A 26,635-nucleotide genomic window follows, 5' to 3' on the forward strand; every position below is an offset into this window, starting at 1 on the left:
AAATCACTGATATAAAAAATATGATTATTGAAAGGGCGTCACGTGATAAAGTGGTGCCCTTAGTGGTGTCGAAAGCAAAAAGTAACGGTGCTTTTGGGGAGATTATCAATGACATTAGCGCGGCGGTATAAACGTATTCTTTTAAAGGTTTCTGGTGAGGCCCTTATGGGCGGGCAGAGCTTTGGAATTGATGTTTCTGTTGTCGATCGTATCGCTTCCGATATTGCTGAAGTGCGGGTGATGGGGGTGGAAGTTGCTATTGTTATCGGTGGAGGAAATATTTTTCGCGGAGTTGCTGTTGCGTCGCGAGGTGGAGATCGTGTGACAGGAGATCATATGGGTATGCTTGCAACTGCTATTAATTCTTTAGCATTGCGAACATCATTATCAAAATTAGGGGTTGAAGCAATTGTCTTGTCTGCGATAGCTATGCCGCAAATTTGTGAGAGTTTCTCACAACGTAAGGCAATAGGTTATATGAATCAAGGAAAAGTTGTTATTTTTGCAGGCGGTACGGGTAATCCATTTTTTACCACTGATTCTGCTGCTACTTTACGTGCAGCGGAAATTGGTGCAGATGTTCTTTTAAAAGGAACACAAGTGGATGGTATTTATTCTGCAGATCCCAAATTAGATCCTACAGCTAAGCGTTTTGATCAATTAACACATGTCGAGATTTTGCAATGGGGATTGTCTGTTATGGATACGACAGCGGTTACTTTAGCACGGGAAAACAATGTGCCGATTATTGTTTATTCCATTCATGAAAAAGGTGGTTTAGCTAAGGTATTAAATGGAACGGGACGATTTACGATAGTATCGGAATGAAATATAATCTTCAAGCTGTATTGAAGGAGATAAAAATATGAATGTTACATCGATTATGGATGATCTGAAACGTCGTATGGATGGCGCTATTTCGGCTTTTAAGCATGAGTTAGGTGGTTTGCGGACTGGACGAGCTTCGGCAAGTTTATTAGAGCCGTTAACCGTTGAGGCTTATGGTTCTGTTGTACATATAAATCAGGTTGCGAATATTTCTGTTCCAGAACCGAGAATGCTTTCGGTCTCTGTGTGGGATAAAGCTATGGTAGGAGCTGTAGAGCGTGCTATTCGTGATTCTAGTCTTGGTTTAAATCCCATAACTGATGGCATGAACTTACGTATTCCTTTACCTGAATTAAATGAAGAACGTCGAAAAGAGTTGGTAAAAATTGCTCATCAATACGCAGAGCAAGCTCGTGTTGCTACTCGGCATGTTCGTCGTGATGGTATGGATAATTTGAAAAAATTAGAAAAAGAAGGTGAAATTAGTCAAGATGAAGCGCATGGTTTCTCCGACAAAGTTCAGAAACTTACAGATGAGACTATTGCTGATATTGATAAAATTTTGGCCGTGAAAGAGTCTGAAATTATGCATGTTTAAGACGACTGGTTGCTAAAAAAGAGTGTACTTTCTACTGTCTAACACCTTTTTAAGAATGAGAAGGCAAAATGATTTTTATCGTTGATAGAAGACCATACAAATGGAAATAGACTTTTCTAAAAATCTATATCTACATATTCAATAAGGTTTTCCGCAAAAAAATTATCGAGTAGGATAATAAGATTCTCATCTAACATATTTTTGGTAAGCTCCATAATAAAACTATTTTCATTCTTGGAGGTTGTTAAAATCTGCTGTGGAAGATGTTAGAGAAGGAATATGGTACAAAGAATACCACTTTAATTTTGTTATTATTTTTTATTATAAGAAATACAATGGGATAGGTCAAACGACTGCTATTTCACATAATTTTTTTCAGATGGTTTGTAATTTGATAAAAAAATGCCGTTCCATGAGAGAGGGTATCAGATTGAGATTCCATAATTCAAAGGAGTAGACGGCGACTTTCTGATTATTTAATACCCATAGAATTTTAAGAAATATATTCTAGGGTTAATTTTAATATGGAGACTTTTAAAGCTTTTTACGCAGATTATTGGTCTTATAAGTGCCATTTTATTATATCAGATAATATAAGGCGGATTGTAAGGAAATTTTGCAAAAATATAAACATAAAAACTGTCTAGCAAAGCTTTTCTGCTTATGTTAATTTTTGAATTTGTCTTTTTTATTGTTTGGATGTTATTTTGTCTAATCTTACGTATCGTATCTTGACTGCTTTAATTTTTGGCATTCTTGCGTTGTCTTTAACATGGCTGGGGGGAATTTTATTTTTTTTGTTTGTATGGGGTATTGGCGGTTTTATTCTTTATGAATGGATTGGTATTACTAAAGAGAAATGGCGTGTTTCACAGAAAATATTAGCAAGTATTTTTTATTTGGTTTTTGGTTCTTTTTTGTTATTGAATGTATCAGCGTCATTAATTTTTTGTGTTTTGATAGTTTTTGCAGCAGTGTTGGCTATTGGACCTATGAGAGAGAGTGCTTGGGTTTTTTTAGGTTTTTTATATGCAACGTTTCCGGTTGTAGCTTTATGCTTTTTACGAGGCTATGAATCGTTAGGATTTCAAATTGTTCTTTTCTTATTTACAATAGTATGGGGAACGGATATCGCGGGCTATTTTAGCGGCCGTGCATTGGGTGGTCCTAAATTGGCGCCACAATTTTCTCCTAATAAAACATGGGCAGGGGCGATTGGTGGTACATTTGTCGGCGTTTTTGGCGGTATATTGATTGCTTCTCGATTTTTTGACATAAACTTAACAAGTTTTTTCATTCCATTGCTTTCTCTCATTTTATCAATTGTTTCACAGTTGAGTGATTTAGGCCAATCATGGTTAAAAAGGCGATTTTCTGTTAAAGATTCTAGTTCTTTATTGCCTGGACATGGTGGGTTTATGGACCGTATGGATGGGTTGATAGGCGCTGCTTTTTTTCTTTATTTAATTGGTTCGTTTATGTCTAATATGGATACACCTTTTAATCTTTTTGAGATGGTTTAATGAGGAGAAAATATTTTGGAATTTTTAAATCATATGATTACTGGGAGCGATTTTCTTTTAAGAGGTTTGAGTATTTTTTTCATCGTTATGATTATCATTTCTGTCCACGAAATTGGGCATTATCTCGTTGGGCGGTGGTGTGGTATTAAGGCATCGGTTTTTTCGCTTGGATTTGGACCACAAATAGTCGGGTATACAGATAAAAACAATACACAGTGGCGTTTAGCACTTATCCCTTTAGGAGGGTATGTAAAATTTGTTGGGGATGAAGGAGATGTGACATCATTCAAGTCCTTTTCGGGTGTTGAAGGGTCATTTGCTAGTGCGCATGCTTGGAAAAAAGCAGCAACTGTTTTTGCGGGTCCCTTATTCAATGGCCTTTTTACCGTTATTATTTTAAGCTTTTTTTTCTTTGTTTATGGTCGTGCAACCATTGAACCGGTTGTTGGTTCTTTGGTAAAAGATTCTCCTGCTTTTCAAGCTGGTTTAGCACGAGGCGATCGTTTTCTTGAAATGGATGGTCGACGAGTTGAAAGTTTTGAAGATCTGATAAATTATATGACTTTACATGGTGAAGATCCTATAGAGTTTAAAATAGAGCGCATGGGGCAGGTGTTTACAACGATTATCAAACCAAAAGTGATTGAACGAGATGATGGATTTGGTAATCGCATTCAAAGTGGTATGATAGGTGTAGGAGCTCCTGTTGATCCAGATAATCCAGCGCGTTTAGATCCAACTTATGTGAAATATATTAACTACAATTTTTTAAGAGCTGTAAAAGAAGCATCGGCACGCGCTACATTTATTGTTACCCAAACAATTTTTTTTATGAGTCGTTTGATAGGAGGAAAAGAAGATCATTGTCGGATGGGTGGTCCTTCTAAGACTGTTCAAATTGCTTGGAAAGTGAGTGAAACAGGTTTTATCTCTTTGTTGAATTTTGCAGCTTTTCTTTCGATAAGTGTTGGGCTTATTAATCTTTTTCCACTTCCGCCACTTGATGGTGGGCATTTGTTATTTCACGTTATTGAAGCTCTTACTGGGAGGTCCATATCCACTAAAATTCGGGAATTTTTTTTTCGCTTGGGTTTTTTAGTCGTTTTCGTCTTTATGATTTTTGCGCTCTTTAATGATTATTTTTGTTGGTTTAGCTAATAAATGATGGAAAAAATTTTACAAATTGAGTAATAATGAAAAGAATAGATTGAAGTTTGTTTACCATGTCCACAAAATATTGTGGCAGAGTGTGTTATAATAAATTAAGGGGTGGAAAGTCTCGCTGTGTAAAAAGAGTTGGTATGGCAGTTAGCTTTTGAGGCGTCGTGTTCAGAGAATTAAGAGTAAGGTAAAAAGAGCCAATGACTACAAATTCAAAGTTTTTAAATGCAGTATCTTTATTGGTATTAGGTATGGGAGTAATTGCTCCAACGACAGCCTTTTTGTCGATTGCAGTGGTTGGAGAAGCGCAAGCATCTGTGGTCCACTCTATTGAGGTTCGTGGGAATAAATTTGTAAGTGCTCAGGCAGTTCGAGATAATATGGACATTAAAATTGGACAGAGTTTTTCCAGTGGTGATGTCGATGCTGCTGTAAAACGTCTTTTTGGATTAGGCTTATTTTATGAAGTTAAAATAAATCAGGCTGGTAACAAGCTGATCGTGTTTGTCAAAGAATATGAAGTGGTCAACCAAGTACTGTTTCAGGGCAATAAATCTCTTAAAGATCCTGATCTTAAGCGATTTATTTCTTTAAAACCAAATGAGCCCTTTAATTCCGCTAAGCTTTCAGCTGATGTTAATACGATTCGTGAAGCTTATAAAACGGTTGGTCGTAATAATGTCGCTGTAAGAGTGCAGACTATTAACTTGGGAAAAGGGCGCGTAAATGTAGTATTTAATATTACTGAAGGGCGGAAGACAAAGATTAGTGATATCGTTTTTAAAGGAAATCATGCGTTTGGAAGCCGCCGTTTGCGAGATGTAATTTCAACAAAATCTTCAAGCATGTTTTCATTGTTGTTGGGGGGTGATGTTTATAGTGAAGAGCGTTTAGCCGCTGATGAAGAAGCTTTACGTCGCTTTTATTATAATCGTGGTTATGCGGATTTTCGTGTTGTTTCCTCTAAAGCAACCTTTGATGAAACGAGTAATACCTACAAAATTTATTTTGTTCTTGATGAGGGTGTTCGTTATAAAATTAGTGATATTCAGGTTGAAAGTGATGTTGATGGGATTGACGTTCAATCTGTAAAAGGGATTCTTAAAACGCGACCAGGTGATATTTATAGTGCAGAGGACATCGAACAGTCTGTTGCACTTATCAATAATAAGGTAGCTGATTCGGGCTATGCTTTTGCTAAAGTTGAACCACGAGGAAATCGTAATTTAGCAAATCATACAATTTCGATTTTATATAACATTGAACAAGGTCCGCGTGCTTATATTCAGCGTATTGAAGTCCGCGGCAATGAAAAGACCCGTGATTATGTCATTCGCCGTGAGATTGATTTAAATGAAGGGGATGCTTACAATCAAACTCTAGTGCAGCGAGCAAAACGTCGCCTAGAGAGTCTAGGTTTTTTCAAAGCTGTTAATATTTCAATGGTTCCAACGGATCAATCTGATCAGGTTACCTTAGTTATAGATGTAGTTGAGGCTTCAACAGGAGACCTTTCTTTGTCTGGAGGATATACAACAGGTGGTACAAGCCCTGGTATGTCACTTGAAGTGTCTGTTACCGAACGTAATCTTGGAGGACGAGGCCAATATGTTCGTTTAGGCTTAGGTGCTGGGCAAGAAAAATCTCGTAATTACAATCTGTCATTTGTTGATCCTTATTTTTTAGGTTATCGTTTATCTGCAGGTGTTGATATTTTTCGCACTACTTATCGTGCTGATAAAGCATATGATGTACGACAAACAGGTGGATCTCTTCGGTTTGCGTTGCCTATTAATGATCAATTATCTGCTAATTTAGCTTATTCTTATGTGCAAGAAGAATATGATTTTGGTAAAAAATATGATTTAAACAAAGAATCTGACATAAGGGAATTATACGGAAAATATTCTGGTGCAATTGTTCAAGCTGCAAAACACAGCCCTTGGAAGCGTTCATCTATTAGTTATGGTTTGACCTATAATACTATTGACGATATGAAAAATCCACATGATGGGTGGTATGTCCGTGTTCTTCAAGAATATGCGGGGCTTGGTGGAAGTGCAAAGTTCTTGAAGACAACTGGTAAAGCAATGATGTATAAGACGCTTTCTGAACAGATGGATCTCGTTGGTTTGCTTTCTTTCGGGGGTGGATATATTCACGGAATAGGTAAAGGTGGTGTTCGTATCTTCGATATGTTTAAAATAAATACTGATATGATCCGAGGATTTAAATATAATGGAATAGGTCCTCGTCAGGTTTCTAGTAAAGGCGAAGTTTATTTCTTAGGCGGAACAACATATATGAATGCAACTGCTGAGGTGCAATTTCCTATACCTGTTGTTCCTGAAGGTTTAGGATTGCGCGGTGCTCTATTCGCGGATATTGCAACACTTTATGGAAATAATTATCAACCTGTTTTTCAGGGCGAGCCTCCCGTTACACATACTAAAAGTGCTTGGCGTTCGTCTGCTGGTTTAAGTTTGATGTGGGATTCGCCATTTGGTCCGCTACGTTTTGATTATGCTTGGCCAATAACAAAGCAGGAAGGTGATCGTCTACAGAAATTAAATTTTGGTATTTCTACGAAGTTCTGATTTGAATTTTTTTTAGAGAAAAAATGGGTTAGGCTGGGAGAGAAATTGTTTTGATGGCGGATACATTTTTCTTTACGCCGTCTCGGCGTTTGACCGTTGCTGATGTTGCAAAGTTGACAGGAGCTAAGCTTCTGAATCCAGAATTTTCTGACAAAGTTATCAGTGCTCTTTCTTCACTTGAGAGCGCTGCAGAGGGTTCTCTTGTATTTGTAGAGCATAGGAAGTTTTCTGATGCTCTAGTAGGGAGTTCTGCTGTTGCCGTTTTTTGTACGAATGAAATTGCCTTGAAGGTTCCTGAATCTATGGCGATTTTGGTAACATCCACGCCAAAACGTGATTTTGCTCAGATTGGTCGCATTTTATTTCCTGATTCTGTTAAACCAAAGCCTTGGTTTGGAGAGCGAGAAATTTCACCACATGCATATATTCATCCAACTGCTAAATTGGCGCATGAAGTATGTGTTGAAGCAGGGGCTGTTATTGGTCGAAATGTTGAGATTGGTGCAGGCACTCTTATTTCATCTACTGCTGTAATCGGTGAAAATTGTCGTATTGGGGGTGATTGTTATATTGCTCCTAAGGTAACAATTCAATGTTCTTTAATAGGTGATAGGGTTCAAATTTATCCTGGTGTTTGCATTGGGCAAGATGGTTTTGGGTATGTTGGTGGTGTTTCTGGAATTGAAAAGATTCCACAGCTTGGCCGTGTTATTATCAAAGATGATGTAGAGATTGGTGCGAATACAGCGATTGATCGGGGAACACTTGAGGACACCATTATTGGTGAAGGGAGCAAGATCGACAATCTTGTACAGATTGCTCACAATGTAAAGATTGGACGATATTGCCTTATTGCTGGGCAATGCGGAATTGCTGGAAGTACATCAATAGGTGACATGTCTCAACTTGGTGGGAGCGTCGGGGTGGCAGATCATATCGTAATAGGCAAATATGTTCAGATTGCTGCTCGTAGTGGAGTTATGAATGACATTCCGGATGGAGAAAAATGGGGAGGAAGTCCAGCACGGCCACTTAAGCAGTGGTTCCGTGAAGTGGCGGCGTTGCGTAGTATTGGTAAAGTTAAAAAGGAGAAACGCTAATATGACCAACACCGACGAAATTAAAAATTTAGAGTCTATAGATATTGAAAAATTGCTATCAATATTACCGCATCGTTATCCATTTTTATTGATTGATCGCATAATTGAAATTGATGGTGAGCAAGAAGCTATTGGTATTAAAAATATAACGATTAATGAGCCCCATTTTATGGGACATTTTCCTGCAAAACCGGTTATGCCTGGGGTCTTGATTCTAGAGGCTATGGCTCAAACAGCTGGGGCAATTTCACTTTTACAATTAGGGAATAAGCAAACAAATTTAGTTTATCTTATGACTGTTGATAACGCGAAATTCCGTAAGCCGGTTGTTCCTGGTGATCAGCTAAAGATTTATGTTCATCTTTTGAAAAAGAGGTCTGGTATGCGGCGTTTTTCGTGTGTTGCAAAAGTAGAGGATGTCTGCGTTGCTGAAGCGGAAATTGCTGCGATGATTATCGAAAAAGCATAAATAAGATCGATGGGAATATAAAAATGTCCGGTACAAAAATCCATTCAACTGCTCTTGTAGAGAAAGGAGCACAGCTTGGTGAGAATGTACAAGTTGGACCATTTTGTCATATTAGTTCAGAGGCTGTTATAGGCGATGGATGCAGCTTGATGAGTCATGTTGTAGTAATAGGGAATACAACCTTAGGAGCTAATAGTAAAGTGTTTGCACATGCAGTTTTAGGGGCAGATCCGCAAAATAATAAACATAAGGGAGGTCATACAAAGCTTTCTATTGGCAAAAATTGTACGATTCGTGAAGGCGTAACAATGCATAGAGGCTCTGATTCGAGTGTGGGCATGACAATTGTTGGTGATAATTGCCAGTTTTTTTGTTATGCGCATATTGCTCACGATTGTCATGTAGGGGACCATGTAACATTTGCAAATAATGCCATGATCGCTGGTCATGTTACTGTTGGTGATTATGTTATTATTGGTGGTGGTGCCGCTGTTCATCAATTTGTTCGTATTGGGCATCACGCATTCATTGGTGGTGTCTCTGCACTGGTTGGCGATTTAATTCCCTATGGGACAGCTGTTGGTGTACAGGCAAAACTTGTTGGTTTAAATATTATTGGCATGAAACGTGCAGGGCTTGAGCGTAAAGATATTCATGCACTCCGTCACGCGTTTGTCATGCTTTTTGATCGCAGTAAACCTTTCAAAGAGCGTGTGAGCGATGTTGCTTCTGTCTATTCGACCTCTCAATCTGTTGTTGATGTCGTTAATTTTATTAAGGAAAAAGGAAAACGATTCTATTGTACACCAAAATTTTAAGGTGATGAACTAAAAGAAAATAGGAATTAAACATGACTGATTCTCATGCAAGAAGTTTTCTTTCCGGTCGTACTGCTATTATAGCAGGAAATGGCATTTTACCTATCACTGTTGCTCAGGCTCTTGAGAAAGATGGACAAAACCCTTTTCTCGTACTTTTACGTGATGAGGCGGATACCGCACTTTATCGCTATGAGCATTGTGAGTTATCAATTGTAGAGTTAGCCCGACTCATTAAAATCTTGAAAGCAGCGAAAATTCGTAATATTGTTTTAGCAGGTGGTGTAAAGAAACGCCCACTTCTTAAACAGTTGCAGCTCGATTGGACAACCCTTTTAGCTTTACCTAAGGTATTCGTGGCTTTAACGAGAGGTGATGATACTTTATTGAAGGCTTTTATACGGATTATTGAAGGGTATGGTTTTTGTGTACTTGGTGCTCACGAGATAGTACCAGACCTCTTGGCTCCAATGCAATTTGATCTAACAGTGCGGCATGCTTCTCTAAAAGAAAAAAGAGATATTTTATTGGCAGCTGAAGCAGCGAAGCTTTTAGGTCGATTAGATATTGGGCAAGCAGCTGTAGCTGTCAATGGAAGAGTGGTTGCGGTAGAAGGAGCGGAGGGGACTGATAATATGCTGTGGCGAGTTTGTGAAATGCGAGAAAGACAGCAAATACCGCCTAAAGGTGGTGTTCTTGTTAAATGTGCAAAACCACAACAAGATCATCGTGTTGATTTGCCATCAATTGGACCTATGACGGTAGTGAATGCTGCAAAAGGTGGATTATCTGGCATTGCTGTGGAAGCGAATAGAAGCCTAATATTAGCAGCAAAGGAAACGATAGAAAAAGCTGATAAACACTCACTTTTCATAGAAACTTTTGTGAGGTCTGATCATGAGTGATAATAATTTCTTAAAAATTGCTGTTGTTGCAGGTGAGGAATCTGGTGATTTTCTTGGGGCAGATTTGATTTCTTGTTTATCACAACAGATAGGGTGCACCATTCAGTTGATTGGTGTTGGTGGAAGGCATTTAAAGGAATTAGGTTTAGACAGTTTTTTTGATTCTCATGATATCGCGTTAGTAGGTTTAGGTGCAGTATTGAAAAAATTGCCTTCATTACTGATGCATATTCGTAATTTGTCTAAATTTATTGCACAAGAGCAACCTGATTGTCTCATTATTATTGATAGTCCTGATTTTACCCATCGCGTTGCAAAAAAGGTGCGTATTTTAGCACCTTCTATTCCTATTATTAAATACGTTGCACCAACTGTTTGGGCATGGCGTCCAGAGCGTGCTAAAGCTATGCGCAAATTTGTTGATCATGTTTTAGCAATTTTTCCTTTTGAAGAAAAAATTATGAGGAACTTGGAAGGTCCTGATACTACTTATGTTGGTCATCGTCTTTTAACGCACCCTCCACTTTTGACTGTTCAATCAGAAAAAAGGCGCCTATCAGAAAAAACACACTTGTCTGGTGAACAAGCATCATCGCCTACATTAGTTATCCTACCAGGATCACGCAATTCAGAAATTCGTTCTTTAATGCCGATTTTTCGAGAAACAGTAGAAATTCTTGTACAACGTAACCCTCATTTGCGTATTATTTTGCCAACTTTGCCACATTTAGTGGATAGAATTCGTGATTTTGTAGAAGGCTGGAAAAGTAAAGTAGAAATTGTTGTTAGTGAAGATGAAAAATGGCGTGCTTTTGCACAAGCAGATGCTGCACTTGCGTCACATGGTACGGTTTCACTCGAATTAACATTAGCAAAAGTTCCTATGGTTCTTTGCTATAAACTTGATTTTTTTTCTAAATTATTCATTTTTCCCAAAATAACGTTATGGACAGGCGCTCTTCCCAATATTATTTCTGATCAACCTATTGTTCCAGAATATTTTAATGAATTTTTACGTCCTGGCGTATTAGCAAGGCAGATAGAACGGCTTTTGTATAACCCTTTAGTGAGACAGGCACAACTCGACGCATTTGAGATGGTAGAACAAAAAATGAAAATTGAGTTACCACCGGGAGTTATTGGTGCGCAGACAATCATCACTCTTCTAAAAGAAAGAGCTAAAATTGTATCAACCAAATAATATTAATATTAGTGTTTAATTTTAGAAAGAAAATCATAAGCACGTTGGCTTTTAGGATTGGTAAAAAATTCGTTAGATGCTGTATCTTCAATAATTTTTCCATTTTCTAAAAAGAGTATTCTTTCTGAGACTTCACGTGCGAAGCCCATTTCGTGGGTAACACAGAGCATAGTTATACCTGTATTTGCCAATTGAACCATAACTTCTAAAACCTCTCCAACACTTTCTGGATCAAGAGCCGATGTTGGCTCGTCAAAAAGCATTACTTCAGGTTCCATACAAAGTGCACGGGCAATTGCAACACGCTGTTGTTGCCCGCCAGAGAGTTGTAAAGGGTACTTTTCACAGTGTTGTTCAATGCCAACATTAGTAAGATAACGAATTGCTCGTTCTTTTGCTTGTTTTTTAGAAAGTCCTTGAACTGCCATAGGTGCTAAAATACAATTTTGTATAACGCTCATATGAGGAAACAAATTAAAATTTTGAAAGACCATTCCTATTTTACGGAGAACATTTTTTTGCTGGTATAGAGGGGCAGCATGAATATCAATGTTATGGATGCAAATTGAACCTTTTTGTGCCTTTTCCAATTGATTAATACAACGAATCAAAGTTGACTTTCCTGATCCGGAAGGCCCACAGATAACGATGCGTTCGCCAGTTTTTACCTCGAAGTTAATATCATAGAGTACTTGAAAATTTCCGTACCATTTATTTAAATTCCGAATAGAAATTACAGAATTTTGAGTAGTATGATCAGATTTATTCTTTTCAAAATTCATCTTGTGGTATTCTTTCATTAGCAAATTGATTAGTTTAACATTTTGATTTTATAGAGGTTTTCGTGCACTTTATTTACCGTAAATATCGGGTTAAACGATGTTCGATAAAAACAATAAAACGATGAATAAGTTCAACGATAAGAAGATAGATAAGTGCAGCCCAAACATAAATTTGAAAATCGAATGTACGTGAATAAGTTAGTTTGGCAATTCCCATTAAATCATAAACAGTAATGAGTGAAGCAATAGCACTAGATTTAATCATTAAAATAACTTCATTTCCCAAAGGGCGTAATGCTACGACCATGGCTTGTGGAAGAATAACTCTAAAAAATGTTACCGAACTGCTTAATCCTAAAGCTTTTGATGCTTCACGTTGTCCAGTTGTTACAGAGAGAAAACTTCCTTTAAAGATTTCAGATTGATAGGCAGCAGAATTGAGTGAAAAAACGAAAAGACAACAATACCACGCATTTTGAAAGAACCACCATAAACCAACCTGTTGCCAGAAGTTATTCATTGAACCAAGGCCGTAATAAAAGAGGAACAGTTGGGCTAATAAAGGAGATCCGCGGAAAAAATAGACATAAATCTCTCCAAGGTATCGTAAAAACTTATTATTTGACAAACGTAAAAATGCGATAAGCATACCAAGAAAAAAACCAATGGAGCAAGCAATAAAAACAAGCTCAAAAGTAACAATAAAGCCATCAATAAATTTTGGACCATAACGGTTCAAAAGAGTAGGATTAAAAAGGAAATGAAGCCATTCAGGAATCATCAGCTCAATACCTTTCGATATCCTGCTTGAGTGTATATTTCAAAACAGCGCAGGAGTGTAGAAAACAACGCTGAAAATAATAAATAGAGTAAACATGCGACAAGATAAAACAACATAGGTTTATCGGTGGCTGCAACTGCTAAATTTGTTTGTCGCATGAGATCAACAAGGGAAATGGTTGACACGAGCGATGTATCTTTGAGTAAAGTAAGCCAATTATTAGAAAGTCCTGGCAAAGCATTTCGGATGAGCTGAGGAAAGACAATACGAAAAAACGTGGTCGAGTTCGAAAGTCCTAAAGCTTTAGCCGCTTCATATTGTCCTTTATCAAAAATGTTGAACGCTCCAAGCCAAACCTCACAAGAAAAGGCTGCAAGAACCATACTGAGAGCGAGAACGCCAGCGACAAAAGCGTTAATACTAAACATGATTTCAATATTAAAATAATCAAGGATGATTTGAATACTATTTTGCAATCCATAGTATACTAAAAATAAGGTTAAAAGTTCTGGTAAACCACGAAATACTGATGAAAAGAGAGTTGCTATAGCTTTAGCGATTTTAATATTAGAACGAATCATCAATGCATTGAGAAGTCCTAGAGGAAGCCCTAAGAGCCCGCAGCATAAAGCCAATGATAAAGTCATGCCTGCGCTAGAAAGTATGACCACCCCCCATCCCCCATTGCTAAATGATAGCAATGTTAAATTTTCAATCATGTTTACACTCCTCACAAAGAGTTAGACAGTTTTTTTAACTTTAGTCCAACTGATATTTAATAAATATCATCTGTAAAATATTTTTTCATAATTTTTTCATAAGTTCCATCCAAATGGATTTCTTTGATCGCCTTATTAAATTTGTTTTTAAGATCCTTGTTATTTTTACGGAGTGCAATTGCAATAGGAAATTTTATTTCTTCCAGAGTTCCTAGAAGTTGGCAGCAATCTTTTCCTTCATTTTTGAGCCAGTTTGATGCTTGTAATTTATCAGCGATAACGATATCAAGCCGACGGCTTAAAAGATCGCGATTCACTTCGATTGTTGTAGGATAGAGCTTAATATTTGCTCCTTCAGAGGCATAATGATCTTCTGCATATGCAGCTTGTGTTGTATTTGATTGTACACCAAGATTTTTACCTTTAAAGGCTTCAGCTGAGATCTTTTTAATTTCTGAATCTTTGTTAACAATGACAGCCAATTCTGTGGTATAATAGGGATCTGTAAAATCAATCTTTTGTAAGCGTTCTGGTGTGAGAGCAAGGGAAGCAACAATAGCGTCGTATTTTTTTGCAAGAAGCCCAGGAATCATTCCTTCAAAATCTTGAGTATTAATAATGCATTCAATGTTCATTTTTTCACAAAGCGCGTGAGATATATCAACATCAAAACCCTGAAGTTTGTTATTTGAATCAATGTAGCTAAATGGAGGGTAGGAACCTTCACTTGCAATTTTCAGCGTCTGAGTATTGGCAGAGTGACTGAACAATGTCGCGCTTATTATAAGAACTATTGTTAATAATTTCATTCTGTTCTCCTATTGGATAAGCGAGCTAATATGAGAGTGGCATAAGTTTTTTTATAGTCTGTAAGTTCTTTTGGTAGCAATGAAAAATGTGTGAATGTTTATTTTGATATCATAACGATAAACATCTTTTCATTAATACAGCTATGCTAAATGTAGCAGCAAAATAGCTCTCTCATTGTTCATATTACATTCTTTTCATGAGATGGTTTATCTTTACTATTTTATTCACAAGAACCAAAAATTTAGCTTTACAAAAGACTATTCAATTGAAGATCGAAGCATATTTTAGATATCAGGAAGCTAAAAATAAATCATTGAACTTATAAAAAGCTTAGATATCGAGAAACATACAAGAATTAATCTTTTGATAAATGTGAATTTGTTTAGAGATAAACAATTCATTTAATTTCAGTTGATCTTTAATAAAGATCAAATGTAAAATGTTTTTTCATAATTTTTTCATAAGTCCCATCCAAACGAATTTCTTTGATCGCCTTATTAAACTTGTTTTTAAGATCATTATTATTTTGACGCAGTGCAATTGCAATGGGAAAATTCGCTTCTTCCAGAGTTCCTAGAAGCTGGCAACAATCTTTTCCTTCATTTTCAAGCCAGCTTAGAGCTTGTATTTTATCAACGATAACGATATCAACTCGACGGCTCAAGAGATCACGATTGACTTCTATTATTGTAGGATAGAGCTTAATATTTGCTCCTTCAGAGGCATAATGATCTTCTGCATAAGCAGCTTGTGTTGTATTGGATTGCACACCAATATTTTTGCCTTTAAAGGCTTCAGATGAGATCTCTTTAATTTCTGAGTCTTTGCTAACAACTACAGCCAATGCTGTGTGATAATAGGGATCTGTAAAGTCAATTATTTGTAAGCGCTCTTGTGTAGGAGCAAGGGAAGAGATAATAGCGTCATATTTTTTTGCAAGGAGACCGGGAATCATACCTTCGAAATTTTGAGTGATGAGAGTGCACTCAACATTCATTTTTTTACAAAGTGCATAAGATATATCAATATCAAAACCTTGCAACTTATTATTTGAGTCAATGTAACTAAATGGAGGATAAGAAGCATCACTGGCAATTTTCAACGTTTGAGTATTGGCAGAGTGGGTGAACAGTGTTGCGCTTATTATAAGAGCTATAGTTAATAATTTCATTCTGTTCTCCTATTGGATAAGCGGAAAAATGTGAAAAGATCATAAATTTTTATAATCTGTAAGCTCTTTTTGAGCAATTTAAAAATTTATGAGTCTTTTATTTTTCTATCATTCTAATCGATATCATTATCAAAATTATTTATTTCTAAATTGTATAATTTAACTTTGAAGAAAAATTATTCAATTTCGATATTAAAGAAACTTTTAGCTATTAGCAGAAAAAGTAAAATGTTAAATATTCTTGTCATCATTGGTATTGTAAAATTCTTAGATACTTCGAAAGATCTATAGAAATTGATTTTTTGAGAAGCTGAATATTTTTCTTGTAAAAAAGCGCATTACTAACAAATAATGAGAAGCATTCACGAGGCGGTGATCATTACACAATAATGCTTCTTGCAGCATTTCATTGGGAAAGTGTTTTTTGGCTTAAGCAGGTTTTATGAGCATGTTTCATTTGTTGCAAATTTTCTGAAGAGACGTAAAAAATGTTTGGCGTGTAGTTACCAAGAGTGTTTTGGTATTTTTGTTAAAGTACTGTTTTTAGCGGAAGCTAGCAAAATTCTTAATGTTTTTAAGTTTAATACGCGACAATTCTGATAAATCTATCTAGTGTATGATGGGAAATACGCCTAATTGAGCAGAACAAGAAACATACGTTGAAGTTTTCTGTTTCTTTTTTCTAAATTTTAAAAAGCATTATAAATTTTCTTGATTTATTGAAAAATGTCAGGAGAAAATTTTCTGTATAATTCCTATAGGTGATATCTTTAAAAAGAGTTTCAAACTCAAAGTTTGTAAATGCACTTTTAGATTGTAGCGTTTGATTACCTACAATAAAGCTCCAGTAAATTGGAGCTTTATTGATTGGGTTATTGTGTTTAATTCATACGTTCATCTATAGGGATATATTCACGCATGGCATAACCTGTATAGAGCTGACGAGGACGACCAATCTTTTGTGCTGGATCCTCAATCATTTCTTTCCATTGAGCAACCCAACCAACACTCCGTGCTAATGCAAAAAGAACAGTAAACATTTCGGTTGGAAACCCTAGAGCTTTTAATGTAATACCAGAATAGAAATCAACATTTGGATAAAGCTTTTTCTCAACAAAATACTCATCATTTAAGGCAATTTTTTCAAGCTCTATAGCGATATCAAGCAGCGGATCATCTTGAATATTCAGTTCTTTTAAAACTTCATGGCAAGTTTTTTGCATGATTTTTGCCCGTGGATCATAATTTTTATAGACACGATGACCAAATCCCATCAGTCGGAAAGGATCATTTCTATCTTTGGCACGCGCAATAAATTCAGGAATTCTTTTAACGTCCCCTATTTCTTGTAGCATTTTCAGACATGCTTCATTAGCTCCTCCATGCGCTGGTCCCCAAAGACAAGCAACACCTGCAGCAATGCATGCAAACGGATTAGCGCCGGATGATCCTGCAAGGCGTACAGTGGATGTAGAAGCATTTTGTTCATGATCTGCATGAAGGATAAAGATTCGATCCATTGCTCGAGTAAGCACGGGATTGGTTTTGTATTCTTCACAAGGGACAGAAAAACACATACGGAGGAAATTCGCAGCGTAACTAAGATCATTACGCGGATAAACAAAAGCTTGTCCAATACTGTATTTATAGGCCATTGCAGCAAGAGTTGGAACCTTTGAGATGAGACGAACAGAGGCAATCATTCTTTGTTGAGGGTCTGTAATATCAATAGAATCGTGATAGAATGCAGACATAGCTCCAAGGCATGCAACCATGACAGCCATAGGATGCGAGTCGCGACGAAATCCGTGAAAGAACCGCGCAAACTGTTCGTGCACCATCGTGTGTTGCATAATACAGCGATCAAAGTCATTTTTTTCTTGTTTTGTTGGAAGTTCACCATAAAGTAAAAGATAACAGCTTTCGAGAAAGTCTCCTTTTTCAGCCAGTTGATCGATAGGGTAACCGCGATAAAGCAGTACTCCTTTGTCACCATCAATATAAGTGATTTTTGATTCACAAGAAGCCGTTGAGGTAAAACCAGGATCATATGTAAAAGTTCCAGCTTGTTTATAGAGAGATGCAATCTCAATGACATCAGGACCAAGAGTACCTTTACGCATTGGAAATTCTATTTTTTTATTATCTATTGTAATGTGTGCTGTATTCTCAGACATTAGATATTCCTTTCAGATCCCTCGCTCCTAAAATTAAGTTTTCGCTATCACTAGATAGGGAGGTATATAATTGAAATTCCTCCTCTCTTTAATTGAAAAGTAGATTTACTCTAAAAGTTGGTTCATGCAATCTAAAAAATATTTTTTTTGCAATTTTAGTAGATACATATTCCAATAATTTGAGAAAGAAGATGATTTTTAGTTCTCGTGGAAACATTATATGCAAATGCTCATTGGGTTAATAAATTATGTATATGTTGTTGCAAGTTGGTCATTGATGCGATTGAGAGACTCGTCTCGCCCTAATAGAATAAGAACATCAAAAACACCAGGCGATGTTGTGCGTCCTGTGAGAGCTGCTCGAACTGGTTGGGCAATAGACCCAAATTTGAGATCTTGTGTTTGTGCATAAGAACGAAGGGCTTTATCTAGCGTTTCTATGTCCCAAGAGGAGCATGCTTTCAGGACAAGATAAATACCGTTTAAAATGGCTTGACTCTTTTTATCTAGGATTGTTTGCGCTTTTTCATCGAGCTGTAATGGCCGTTGTGCAAAAATGAATGAGGCATTGTCAATGAGCTCGCACAGGGTTTTCGAACGTTCTTTCAAATTTGGTATAGCTGTTAAAAATTGTGCACGGAGTTGTTCATCAAGTCTTTCCATTATTTGTAAGCCACCTTCAATTTCTGGTAAAATACTAAGAGCAGCGTTAAAAAGGTCTTGGTCATTGCTCGTGCGTATATAGTGTCCATTAATAGCATCGAGCTTTTTGAAGTCAAAACGTGCAGCACCTTTATTAATATCATCAATATCAAACCAAGAAATCATTTCTTCGATTGACATGAGTTCATCATCACCATGACTCCAACCGAGACGGACGAGATAATTACGCAAAGCAGCAGGAAGATACCCCATTGATCGATAAGCATCGACACCTAATGCACCATGCCGCTTTGAGAGTTTTGCACCATTTTCACCATGAATAAGTGGAATATGTGCCATAACAGGAATATTCCATCCCATTGCATTAAAAATAATTGCTTGGCGAGCTGCGTTTGTGAGGTGATCATCTCCACGGATGATATGTGTTACGCCCATATCATGATCGTCAACAACAACGGCGTGCATATAGGTAGGCGAGCCATCGGAACGCAAAATGATAAAATCATCCAAATCTTTATTAGGGAAGTGAACATCACCTTGAACACGGTCGTGTACAATTGTTTCTCCATCTTGGGGTGTTTTGATACGAATAACAGGTTTTATATCTTTAGGAGCTTGAGAGATATCACGATCTCGCCAACGTCCATCATAACGTGGTGGGCGACCTTCTGCACGGGCATTTTCACGCATTTCAGCTAATTCTTCAGGAGAAGCATAACAATAATAAGCTTTTCCCTCTTTTACCAATTGTTCAGCGATTTGGCGATGGCGTTCTGCGCGTTCAAATTGTGAAATAGGGACACCGTCATAGTTCAGTTCCATCCAGTGCAAGCTCTCTATAATGGCTTTCACAGCTGCTTCTGTTGAGCGTTCTCGATCGGTATCTTCAATTCGTAGAAGCATTTTGCCACCAGTATGTTTTGCATAAAGCCAATTAAACAGAGCAGTACGAGCACCTCCGATATGCAGGAAGCCTGTTGGTGAGGGGGCAAAGCGGGTAATAACGGACACGGATATCTTCCTTTAAAATTAAGATGTTATTTATAGAACTTTATGGAAAGATTATGTTAGCATAGGTGAGAGGGTGTGCAATAGCAGCATTGCAAGTTAAAGTGGGAATTTGCAGATGTTTAAGCAAAATAAAGTTAAGAATGCTTTATCCATAAGCGGCGGGATAAAAAGAAAAAAAGTGAATCTTCCATGGAAAGATGCTTTTTCTTTCCTTTATCTTTCTGATGCAAATAGCAACAGCTGTAACCAACAAAGGATTTTTTTATTAACACCTTTGAAAGAAGCAATAACTTTTTTAGGGAAGTGGTTTGTAGATTGCATAAACAAAGAAATCTCTTTAGGAATCCTTTTTTCGCTAATATTGATCTTTTTTTCCATAGGTATCCTTTTTTATTTTAGTTTAGAGCAAGAGCCAAGTTGGGGGCAATTTGGTGTGCTGATGAGTATTTTGCTTGGAATGCTCTATCTTTTTCGTGTTTATCGGAGAATATGGATTACCACGGGATTTATGTTTTGTATTGTCTTAGGAGCTTTCGCTGCAAAAATAGAGACGTGGCGTCTGTCTACACCAATGTTGAGCAGCGAAATTGTCACCACGTTAACAGGAAGAATTGTTTCTATTGAGTCAAAGCAAAAAGGGCAATCTCATTTGGTTTTAGATGTTTTGAAGACTAAAAAACCAGTCTTACACCATGTTCCTTATCGTGTTCGTTTGTTGGCACGGCATTTACCATATAGATTGGCAATAGGCGATGGACTCTATGGGAGAGTTAAACTCCGTGCATTATCTGGACCGGTACGTCCAGGAAGCTATGATTTTAGTTTTCATAATTACTTTAAAGGAATTGGAGCCCAGGGAATTTACTTAGGAAGGCCAATAAAAATATCGGTTTCACAGCCCAATAGGATATTAGATATATTCCTACAAAAAATTGAAAATTTACGGACCAACATGACACAAAGAATCCGTATGGCAATTGAGCGAGAAAAGGGCAGTGTTGCAGCTGCTCTTATAACAGGACAGCGAGGTGGTATTTCAAATGAGACAAATGAAGCATTACGTACGGCTGGATTAGCACACATTTTATCAATATCAGGTTTGCATATGACTTTATTAAGTGGCATAGTTCTCGTAATCATCCGTAGTTTTTTGGCACTTTTTCCAGTATTTTCATCTTATTATTCCGCTAAAAAATTTGCAGCTATTGCTGCATTAATGATGACAGCTTTTTATTTGTTCCTCTCTGGAATGGCTGTATCAGCACAGAGAAGTTTTGTGATGATTGCTGTTATGTTGGTTGCTGTTTTATGTAATCGTTCTGCCGTAACAATGCGCAATTTTGCTATTGCCGGTTTGATAACTTTGGCTGTTAAGCCGCATGAAATATTAGGTCCAAGCTTTCAAATGTCCTTTTCTGCAACTGCAGCTTTGATTGCATTTTTTGATTGGTGGAGTGGAAAATCATTTTTCCGTAAAAGAAAAATAACACCATCTTATGTTGGAGGTGGAGTGATTCATTTTACATTTTTATCGATACTTTCAATTTGTGCATCTTCTTTTGTAGCGGGAACAGCGAGCGGAATTTACGCTGCTTATCATTTTTCCAATATTGCGTTTTTTAGTATTATCAGCAACGCTTTAGCTTTGCCGATCGTATCAATTCTTATCATACCTTTTGGATTAATAGCCGTCCTTGCAATGTTTTGGGATCTTGAATGGTTACCGCTTCAAATTATGGGGTTTGGTGTTGATCTTGTGATAAAAATTGCTCACGCTATAAAGGACATTTCTCCTGATTTAAATCCTGGATTTATGCCATTATCTGCATTGGTTTTATTGAGCATAGGTTTGGTTGGGCTGATTTTTTGTAAAACATTCATCAGGTTCTTTTTTAGCCTTTTTATTTTAGCTGGTCTTTATGTGTGCTTGATGCATTCACCGGTACAACTGATTATAGCCGACAATATGAGGCTTGTAGGTGTTCTCCATGAAAAGGAATTATATATCGATCGTTACCATAGTTCTAAGTTCACGACGTCTATATGGGAAAAATCATTTCGTATAAATGAGACCATTAAACCAACAAAATATGGTCCTTCGTTTAAGGGGCAGTTCATTTGTGATAATGATATGTGTGCATCTTTATTAGAAAATGGTTTTAAAGTGATTGTGTTGCGTGGTGTAACAGATCGATGTGTAGGGGCAGATATCATAATTACGGCATTTGCAAGAGATAATCAGGCATGCAATAAGAAAGCAAAAATAATATTTACCCCTCAACATTTTTTGTCACGAGGGAGTATGATGATGAACAAAAATGGCGATATTATTTGGTCTTCGAAGGGATTTCATAGACCGTGGAATACGCACAGACAATATTCACAAAAATTGTATAATCACCACATCTCCCTTCTTCTTTAGTCTGGGAACAAGAATAGAAAAAGATAGATACATTTATGATGATACTTTGTTATTTTTGTTATAAAGTTATCAGTTTCATCAGAACAAACCAATAAGTTACGGTTTTTCAAAAAAGCAGCCAACCTTTTTAATATCTGGACAATTTATAATTTTCCAGAAGTATGTACTATATCTTATCAACAATTGTAAGCTCAGTTAAAATGCTTATTGATGGTAAAAAATGTCAATAAATTTTATCGGAGATATAAAATTGTTAATGTCTCTATTTTATAGTCATCGTATATTTTATAACAATTAACACTTTTTTACCTAAAATGGCGCATAAATTTATAGCAGATTGATGCAATAGGCTCCTTTTTTATCGATCTGTAATAAATGTTATTGTTTGATACAAAGGTAAAGTAATTCATGGATGTTCAGCAGTTAAAAAAAATGGCAGCGGCTAAAGCGCTTGAATTTGTTAAAGATGATATGCGGCTTGGTATAGGCTCTGGTTCGACTGTAAATGAATTTATTCGCCTCCTTGGAGAGCGTGTTGCCGGTGGTTTGCGTGTGACTGGTGTTGCTACCTCACTGTATTCTGAGCAGCTCTGTCGTAAGTTTGGGATTCCAGTTGCTACGTTGGAACAAATACCTGAACTTGATCTTGATATTGATGGAGCAGATGAAATTGGACCAGAGATGTCTCTCATTAAAGGAGGAGGAGGGGCATTGTTGCGTGAAAAAATTGTAGCGTCTGCATCGCGTACGATGCTTATTATTGCTGATGAAACAAAAATAGTAAAAACGCTTGGTGCCTTTGCATTGCCTATTGAAGTCAACCCATTTGGTATACATGTAACACATAGAGCTGTCGAAAAAGTAGCTAATGATTTGGGGCTTTCTGGAGAAATTGTTCTACGAATGAATGGAGAAAACCCTTTTGAAACAGATGGGGGGCATTTCATTCTTGATGCATTTTGGGGACATATTTTGCAGCCCAAATTATTATCGAATGCACTCCTTGCAATTCCTGGTGTTATCGAGCATGGTCTTTTCTTAGGGCTAGCTTCACGTGCAATTGTAGCAATGGCTGATGGTCAAATAAAAGTTTTAGAATCCTTTAATTTTTAGAGAAAACGGTTTAGATGTCGGTATGCTAGCACAATAATAAAGAGTGTTGAAGATTTTGAATAAAATAACGAATTTGAATTATAATTAATTATCGGGGTAATCATTAAATGAAAACAATATTTTCCTTTCAGCGTTTTGTCGTATATTTCGGTGCAGTTGCCGTTTTTGTTATGAGTATTGGAATGGTTTATGCACAAGGTGTGAGTGAACAGCATTTAGATTCGGCTAGAAAGGCTATAAGTGCTATTCGCGCAACGGATCAATTTGATAATTTTTTACCGAATGCGGCACATGATCTCAAAAATGAACTCATCAGCGATGATCCTAATTTAGCAACTGCTATTTCTGATATTGTAGACAAGCAAGCGCTTGCTTTGGCTAAACGGCGCTCTGATTTAGAAAAAGAGATTGCTCACGTATATGCAAAATATTTTACTCAACAAGAACTTGATGCCATTACAGCATTTTATAGTTCGGATACTGGTAAAAAGTTTTTAACAGAAGTTCCAAATATTGCGCGTGATGCTTATTCTACATTTGATACATGGCGTTCTTCTCTTATGCAGGATCTTATAAAAAATGTAAAAAAAGAGATGTCTGAAACACTGAATTTGAACAATTCCATTACGCCTACGAAGTCAAATACTTCTACGCCTATGAAATCAAACACTTCAGAAAATCAAAAATAATTTGATTGATTTCATTCCAATGAATGTGTGATTTTTGTGTTAAAAAAGCGGCGGTTTTCCGCCGTTTTTAATAAAAGGAACGTTTTGCAGGGAGTTGCTTTATAGAAAAAAGAGTGCTTGAAAATAAAAAAGACTTTTGTTTGATAATAAATGACCATACTCTATTATTTTAGACGTGTGAAAAGGACTAATTCGTGGGATCTTTTGACTTTGATTTATTTGTTATTGGAAGTGGTTCTGGTGGAGTGCGTGCTGCACGCCTTGCCGGAGGACTTGGTAAACGTGTCGCTATAGCAGAAGAATATCGTATAGGAGGAACGTGCGTTATTCGTGGTTGTGTTCCCAAGAAATTATATGTTTATGCTTCACAATATGCAAAAGAGTTCAGTAAAAGCGTTGGTTTTGGATGGGAATATGCTGACCCAGTTTTTAGCTGGAAAAAATTAGTTGCGGCTAAAAATAAAGAAATATCAAGATTAGAAGGGCTTTATCGCAAGGGATTACAAAACAATAATGTTCATATTTATGAAAGCCGTGCGGTTTTTGTGGATGATCATACATTAGAGCTCTCTGCAACAGGTGAGCGGGTTAGAGCGGAAAAAATTTTAATCGCAACAGGGGCAAAAGTTGCGTCAAACACTGCAATAAAAGGTGGTGATTTTTGTCTTACTTCGAATGAAATTTTTGATCTTGAAGAACTTCCAAAGTCGATAGTCATTGTTGGTGGTGGCTATATTGGTGTTGAATTTGCTAACATTTTTCATGAATTAGGTGTCAAAACAACGCTACTTCATCGTGGTGATTTAATCCTTCGTAATTTTGACTATGATTTGCGCCAGTTGCTTAATGATGCAATGATCGAAAAAGGAATTTCTCTTATTTATGGAGTAACAGTTTCTGAAGTCCAAGCGAGAGAGAATTGTTATGACGTTGTTCTATCAAATGGGCAAACGATCAGCACTGATCAGATTATGTTGGCTACAGGGCGTGTGCCAAATACAACGGGTTTAAGACTCGAGCGGGCAGGTGTTCAAGTAGATGGATTTGGAGCGGTTGTTGTTGATGAAAGAATGACAACAACTGTACCCCATATTTGGGCTGTTGGTGATGTAACAGGTCATGTTCAATTAACACCTGTTGCGATTCATGATGCGATGTGTTTTGTTAAGACGGCGTTTGAGAATACACCCACAATACCTGATTATGATTTAATCACGACAGCAGTTTTTTCACAGCCTGAGATTGGAACGATTGGTTTTTCAGAAGAAGAAGCACGCCATCGTTATAAGCATCTTGAGATTTATCGTACAGTTTTTTCTCCTATGCGCAATGTTCTTTCTGGAAGCTCAGAAAAAATGTTTATGAAGCTTATTGTCGATGGTGAAAGCCGGATTGTGGTGGGAGCTCATATTTTAGGAGAGAACGCTGGTGAGATGGCGCAGCTCATTGGCATATCCCTCAAGGGAAAGCTGACAAAAGATATCTTTGATGAAACAATGGCCGTGCATCCAACGATGGCAGAAGAGCTAGTAACGATGTATAAACCAAGTTATGTCTATAAAAATGGGAAAAAAGTGGAAAATTGAACAGCACATGTTAGGGTAATTAACAAAGTTTTTAAGACGACAAGCAGTGAGTTTAAGCTCTAGAGAGAGTATAATGATGAAACAATGGGCACCTAACTCTTGGCGAGCAAGGCCAATTAAACAAGTACCGAATTATCCGGATCAATCTGTGTTAGCAGAAGTTGAACGAAAGCTACGCAGCTATCCTCCTTTGGTTTTTGCGGGTGAAGCGCGTGATTTAAAAAATGAATTAGCAGCTGTTGCACAAGGTCAAGCGTTTTTATTACAGGGTGGAGATTGTGCAGAAAGTTTTGCAGAACATGAAGCTGATAATATCCGTGATTTTTTTCGTGTATTTTTACAAATGGCAATTGTTTTGACTTTTGGCAGTTCTAAACCCGTTGTTAAAATAGGTCGTATTGCTGGACAATTTGCAAAACCACGCTCTTCTGATACGGAAAGCAAAGGAGGAGTTGAACTTCCTTCTTATCGGGGGGATATTATTAATGGCATCGAATTTGGAGCAGATTCTCGTGTTCCTGATCCACAACGAATGTCTATGGCTTATCGCCAATCTGCAGCAACACTGAATCTATTGCGTGCTTTTTCACAAGGGGGATATGCTGATTTAGAAAATGTTCATGCGTGGATGTTAAGTTTTGTTTCTAATAGTCCACAGGGTGCACGTTATGAGTTGTTGGCAGAGCGCATTTCGGAAGCAATTGATTTTATGCGTTCCATAGGAATTACATCTAAAACGAATTCTTCATTACGTGAAACATCTTTTTATACCAGCCATGAAGCACTTTTGCTTGGCTATGAAGAAGCTTTGACACGGATTGATTCGACTTCTGGAGATTGGTATGCAACATCTGGTCATATGTTGTGGATTGGTGATCGTACACGCCAGATTGATCACGCACACGTTGAATATTGCCGCGGTATTAAAAATCCTATAGGATTGAAGTGTGGTCCTTCTCTTGAGCCTGATGCGCTTTTAAGGTTGATTGATATTCTAAATCCCGAAAACGAACCGGGGCGATTAACGCTCATTACACGTTTTGGTTATGATAAAATTGAGAGTTATCTCCCTAAATTGATTCATGCCGTTGAGCGTGAGCAACGGAAGGTTATATGGTCATGTGATCCAATGCATGGCAATACGGTTACCGTAAATGGCTATAAAACACGTCCCTTTGATTATGTTTTAAAAGAAGTGGAAAAGTTTTTTTCTGTGCATTGTGGGGAAGGCACTTATCCAGGGGGAATTCATATAGAAATGACTGGTCGTGATGTTACAGAATGTACGGGTGGAGCACATGCTATTTCTGTAGAAAATTTGTCTGATCGCTATCATACGCAATGTGATCCACGCTTAAATGCAGATCAAGCATTGGAATTGGCTTTTCTTGTTGCTGAGCTTTTAAAAAAAAACCGTCGTACTGATTCATTCGCTCTTGCAGCAAATGGTTAGGCAAAAAGTTGCATAGTCTTTTTATGCTAGCTGTTTATGAGAGAGAATGTTTTTGGAA

At 37.2% G+C, this 26,635-nt stretch carries 22 protein-coding genes; 15 read left to right on the top strand and 7 right to left on the bottom strand.

From position 1 onward, the window contains the following. Positions 1–108 precede the first annotated feature (108 nt). The 10 genes from pyrH (at position 109) to lpxB (ending at position 11,200) form a co-directional block, all read left to right on the top strand. Positions 109–828, top strand: coding sequence for a UMP kinase (pyrH, locus tag AC0QT4_RS06620; protein WP_473200931.1), 720 nt, complete (start codon positions 109–111; stop codon positions 826–828). Between the two features lie 37 nt (positions 829–865). Beyond that, entirely contained in the window at positions 866–1,426 is a 561-nt protein-coding gene (gene frr / locus AC0QT4_RS06625) for a ribosome recycling factor (RefSeq protein ID WP_473200932.1), read from the top strand. A 707-nt stretch (positions 1,427–2,133) separates the two neighbouring features. Then, positions 2,134–2,949 (top strand): phosphatidate cytidylyltransferase, encoded by an 816-nt coding sequence (locus AC0QT4_RS06630; RefSeq protein ID WP_473200933.1) that lies wholly within the window; start codon positions 2,134–2,136, stop codon positions 2,947–2,949. A 15-nt stretch (positions 2,950–2,964) separates the two neighbouring features. Then, on the top strand, positions 2,965–4,107 hold the full coding sequence (locus AC0QT4_RS06635) for a M50 family metallopeptidase (RefSeq protein ID WP_473200934.1): 1,143 nt from the start codon (positions 2,965–2,967) through the stop codon (positions 4,105–4,107). A 203-nt stretch (positions 4,108–4,310) separates the two neighbouring features. After that, positions 4,311–6,707, top strand: coding sequence for an outer membrane protein assembly factor BamA (gene bamA / locus AC0QT4_RS06640; RefSeq protein WP_473200935.1), 2,397 nt, complete (start codon positions 4,311–4,313; stop codon positions 6,705–6,707). 53 nt (positions 6,708–6,760) lie between these two features. After that, positions 6,761–7,807 (top strand): UDP-3-O-(3-hydroxymyristoyl)glucosamine N-acyltransferase, encoded by a 1,047-nt coding sequence (lpxD, locus tag AC0QT4_RS06645; protein ID WP_473200936.1) that lies wholly within the window; start codon positions 6,761–6,763, stop codon positions 7,805–7,807. Position 7,808: 1 nt separating this feature from the next. Continuing rightward, complete coding sequence (fabZ, locus tag AC0QT4_RS06650; RefSeq protein ID WP_473200937.1) at positions 7,809–8,276, top strand: 3-hydroxyacyl-ACP dehydratase FabZ; 468 nt, start codon at positions 7,809–7,811, stop codon at positions 8,274–8,276. 23 nt (positions 8,277–8,299) lie between these two features. Next, positions 8,300–9,094, top strand: coding sequence for an acyl-ACP--UDP-N-acetylglucosamine O-acyltransferase (gene lpxA / locus AC0QT4_RS06655; RefSeq protein WP_473200938.1), 795 nt, complete (start codon positions 8,300–8,302; stop codon positions 9,092–9,094). A 32-nt stretch (positions 9,095–9,126) separates the two neighbouring features. Beyond that, positions 9,127–9,999, top strand: a complete 873-nt coding sequence (locus AC0QT4_RS06660; RefSeq protein ID WP_473200939.1) for an LpxI family protein — start codon at positions 9,127–9,129, stop codon at positions 9,997–9,999. Further along, complete coding sequence (lpxB, locus tag AC0QT4_RS06665; protein ID WP_473200940.1) at positions 9,992–11,200, top strand: lipid-A-disaccharide synthase; 1,209 nt, start codon at positions 9,992–9,994, stop codon at positions 11,198–11,200. Before AC0QT4_RS06660 ends, lpxB begins: the two co-directional genes overlap by 8 nt. A gap of 8 nt (positions 11,201–11,208) precedes the next feature. Here lpxB and AC0QT4_RS06670 read toward each other — a convergent pair whose 3' ends face one another. From AC0QT4_RS06670 to gltX, 7 genes are all read right to left on the bottom strand, one after another. Beyond that, positions 11,209–11,982 (bottom strand): amino acid ABC transporter ATP-binding protein, encoded by a 774-nt coding sequence (locus AC0QT4_RS06670; protein ID WP_473200941.1) that lies wholly within the window; start codon positions 11,980–11,982, stop codon positions 11,209–11,211. Between the two features lie 73 nt (positions 11,983–12,055). After that, a complete protein-coding gene (locus AC0QT4_RS06675) occupies positions 12,056–12,763 on the bottom strand; it encodes an ABC transporter permease (protein ID WP_473200942.1) in 708 nt (235 codons plus the stop codon). Then, entirely contained in the window at positions 12,763–13,482 is a 720-nt protein-coding gene (locus AC0QT4_RS06680; RefSeq protein ID WP_473200943.1) for an ABC transporter permease, read from the bottom strand. Before AC0QT4_RS06680 ends, AC0QT4_RS06675 begins: the two co-directional genes overlap by 1 nt. Before the next feature lie 56 nt (positions 13,483–13,538). Next, positions 13,539–14,291 carry a transporter substrate-binding domain-containing protein gene (locus AC0QT4_RS06685; protein ID WP_473200944.1) on the bottom strand — a complete coding sequence of 251 codons (753 nt, stop codon included), beginning with the start codon at positions 14,289–14,291 and terminating at the stop codon, positions 13,539–13,541. Between the two features lie 419 nt (positions 14,292–14,710). Beyond that, positions 14,711–15,463, bottom strand: a complete 753-nt coding sequence (locus AC0QT4_RS06690; RefSeq protein ID WP_473200945.1) for a transporter substrate-binding domain-containing protein — start codon at positions 15,461–15,463, stop codon at positions 14,711–14,713. A gap of 881 nt (positions 15,464–16,344) precedes the next feature. Beyond that, positions 16,345–17,640, bottom strand: coding sequence for a citrate synthase (gltA, locus tag AC0QT4_RS06695; RefSeq protein WP_473200946.1), 1,296 nt, complete (start codon positions 17,638–17,640; stop codon positions 16,345–16,347). Positions 17,641–17,886: 246 nt separating this feature from the next. After that, a complete protein-coding gene (gene gltX / locus AC0QT4_RS06700; protein ID WP_473200947.1) occupies positions 17,887–19,314 on the bottom strand; it encodes a glutamate--tRNA ligase in 1,428 nt (475 codons plus the stop codon). A 115-nt stretch (positions 19,315–19,429) separates the two neighbouring features. On the opposite strand from gltX, the gene AC0QT4_RS06705 reads away from it, so the two are divergent. The 5 genes from AC0QT4_RS06705 to AC0QT4_RS06725 all read left to right on the top strand — a co-directional run bounded on the left by AC0QT4_RS06705 (position 19,430) and on the right by AC0QT4_RS06725 (position 26,577). Beyond that, on the top strand, positions 19,430–21,736 hold the full coding sequence (locus AC0QT4_RS06705) for a ComEC/Rec2 family competence protein (RefSeq protein WP_473200948.1): 2,307 nt from the start codon (positions 19,430–19,432) through the stop codon (positions 21,734–21,736). A 408-nt stretch (positions 21,737–22,144) separates the two neighbouring features. Beyond that, positions 22,145–22,849: a ribose-5-phosphate isomerase RpiA gene (gene rpiA / locus AC0QT4_RS06710; protein ID WP_473200949.1), complete on the top strand. Its 705-nt coding sequence runs from the start codon at positions 22,145–22,147 to the stop codon at positions 22,847–22,849. 107 nt (positions 22,850–22,956) lie between these two features. After that, positions 22,957–23,538: a DUF2059 domain-containing protein gene (locus AC0QT4_RS06715; protein ID WP_473200950.1), complete on the top strand. Its 582-nt coding sequence runs from the start codon at positions 22,957–22,959 to the stop codon at positions 23,536–23,538. A 194-nt stretch (positions 23,539–23,732) separates the two neighbouring features. Next, positions 23,733–25,124 carry a glutathione-disulfide reductase gene (gene gor, locus AC0QT4_RS06720; protein WP_473200951.1) on the top strand — a complete coding sequence of 464 codons (1,392 nt, stop codon included), beginning with the start codon at positions 23,733–23,735 and terminating at the stop codon, positions 25,122–25,124. A gap of 73 nt (positions 25,125–25,197) precedes the next feature. Further along, complete coding sequence (locus AC0QT4_RS06725; protein ID WP_473200952.1) at positions 25,198–26,577, top strand: class II 3-deoxy-7-phosphoheptulonate synthase; 1,380 nt, start codon at positions 25,198–25,200, stop codon at positions 26,575–26,577. The last annotated feature ends 58 nt before the right edge of the window (positions 26,578–26,635 follow it).

Source organism: Bartonella sp. EBT8 (genome assembly GCF_055796165.1).

Bases quoted from the DNA above. Each gene is read 5' to 3' on its own strand.
- pyrH (WP_473200931.1), top strand. From the start codon at position 109: ATGACATTAGCGCGGCGGTATAAACGTATTCTTTTAAAGGTTTCTGGT.
- frr (WP_473200932.1), top strand. From the start codon at position 866: ATGAATGTTACATCGATTATGGATGATCTGAAACGTCGTATGGATGGC.
- bamA (WP_473200935.1), top strand. From the start codon at position 4,311: ATGACTACAAATTCAAAGTTTTTAAATGCAGTATCTTTATTGGTATTA.
- lpxD (WP_473200936.1), top strand. From the start codon at position 6,761: ATGGCGGATACATTTTTCTTTACGCCGTCTCGGCGTTTGACCGTTGCT.
- fabZ (WP_473200937.1), top strand. From the start codon at position 7,809: ATGACCAACACCGACGAAATTAAAAATTTAGAGTCTATAGATATTGAA.
- lpxA (WP_473200938.1), top strand. From the start codon at position 8,300: ATGTCCGGTACAAAAATCCATTCAACTGCTCTTGTAGAGAAAGGAGCA.
- AC0QT4_RS06660 (WP_473200939.1), top strand. From the start codon at position 9,127: ATGACTGATTCTCATGCAAGAAGTTTTCTTTCCGGTCGTACTGCTATT.
- lpxB (WP_473200940.1), top strand. From the start codon at position 9,992: ATGAGTGATAATAATTTCTTAAAAATTGCTGTTGTTGCAGGTGAGGAA.
- AC0QT4_RS06670 (WP_473200941.1), bottom strand. From the start codon at position 11,982: ATGAATTTTGAAAAGAATAAATCTGATCATACTACTCAAAATTCTGTA.
- AC0QT4_RS06675 (WP_473200942.1), bottom strand. From the start codon at position 12,763: ATGATTCCTGAATGGCTTCATTTCCTTTTTAATCCTACTCTTTTGAAC.
- AC0QT4_RS06680 (WP_473200943.1), bottom strand. From the start codon at position 13,482: ATGATTGAAAATTTAACATTGCTATCATTTAGCAATGGGGGATGGGGG.
- AC0QT4_RS06685 (WP_473200944.1), bottom strand. From the start codon at position 14,291: ATGAAATTATTAACAATAGTTCTTATAATAAGCGCGACATTGTTCAGT.
- AC0QT4_RS06690 (WP_473200945.1), bottom strand. From the start codon at position 15,463: ATGAAATTATTAACTATAGCTCTTATAATAAGCGCAACACTGTTCACC.
- gltA (WP_473200946.1), bottom strand. From the start codon at position 17,640: ATGTCTGAGAATACAGCACACATTACAATAGATAATAAAAAAATAGAA.
- AC0QT4_RS06705 (WP_473200948.1), top strand. From the start codon at position 19,430: ATGTTTAAGCAAAATAAAGTTAAGAATGCTTTATCCATAAGCGGCGGG.
- rpiA (WP_473200949.1), top strand. From the start codon at position 22,145: ATGGATGTTCAGCAGTTAAAAAAAATGGCAGCGGCTAAAGCGCTTGAA.
- AC0QT4_RS06715 (WP_473200950.1), top strand. From the start codon at position 22,957: ATGAAAACAATATTTTCCTTTCAGCGTTTTGTCGTATATTTCGGTGCA.
- AC0QT4_RS06725 (WP_473200952.1), top strand. From the start codon at position 25,198: ATGATGAAACAATGGGCACCTAACTCTTGGCGAGCAAGGCCAATTAAA.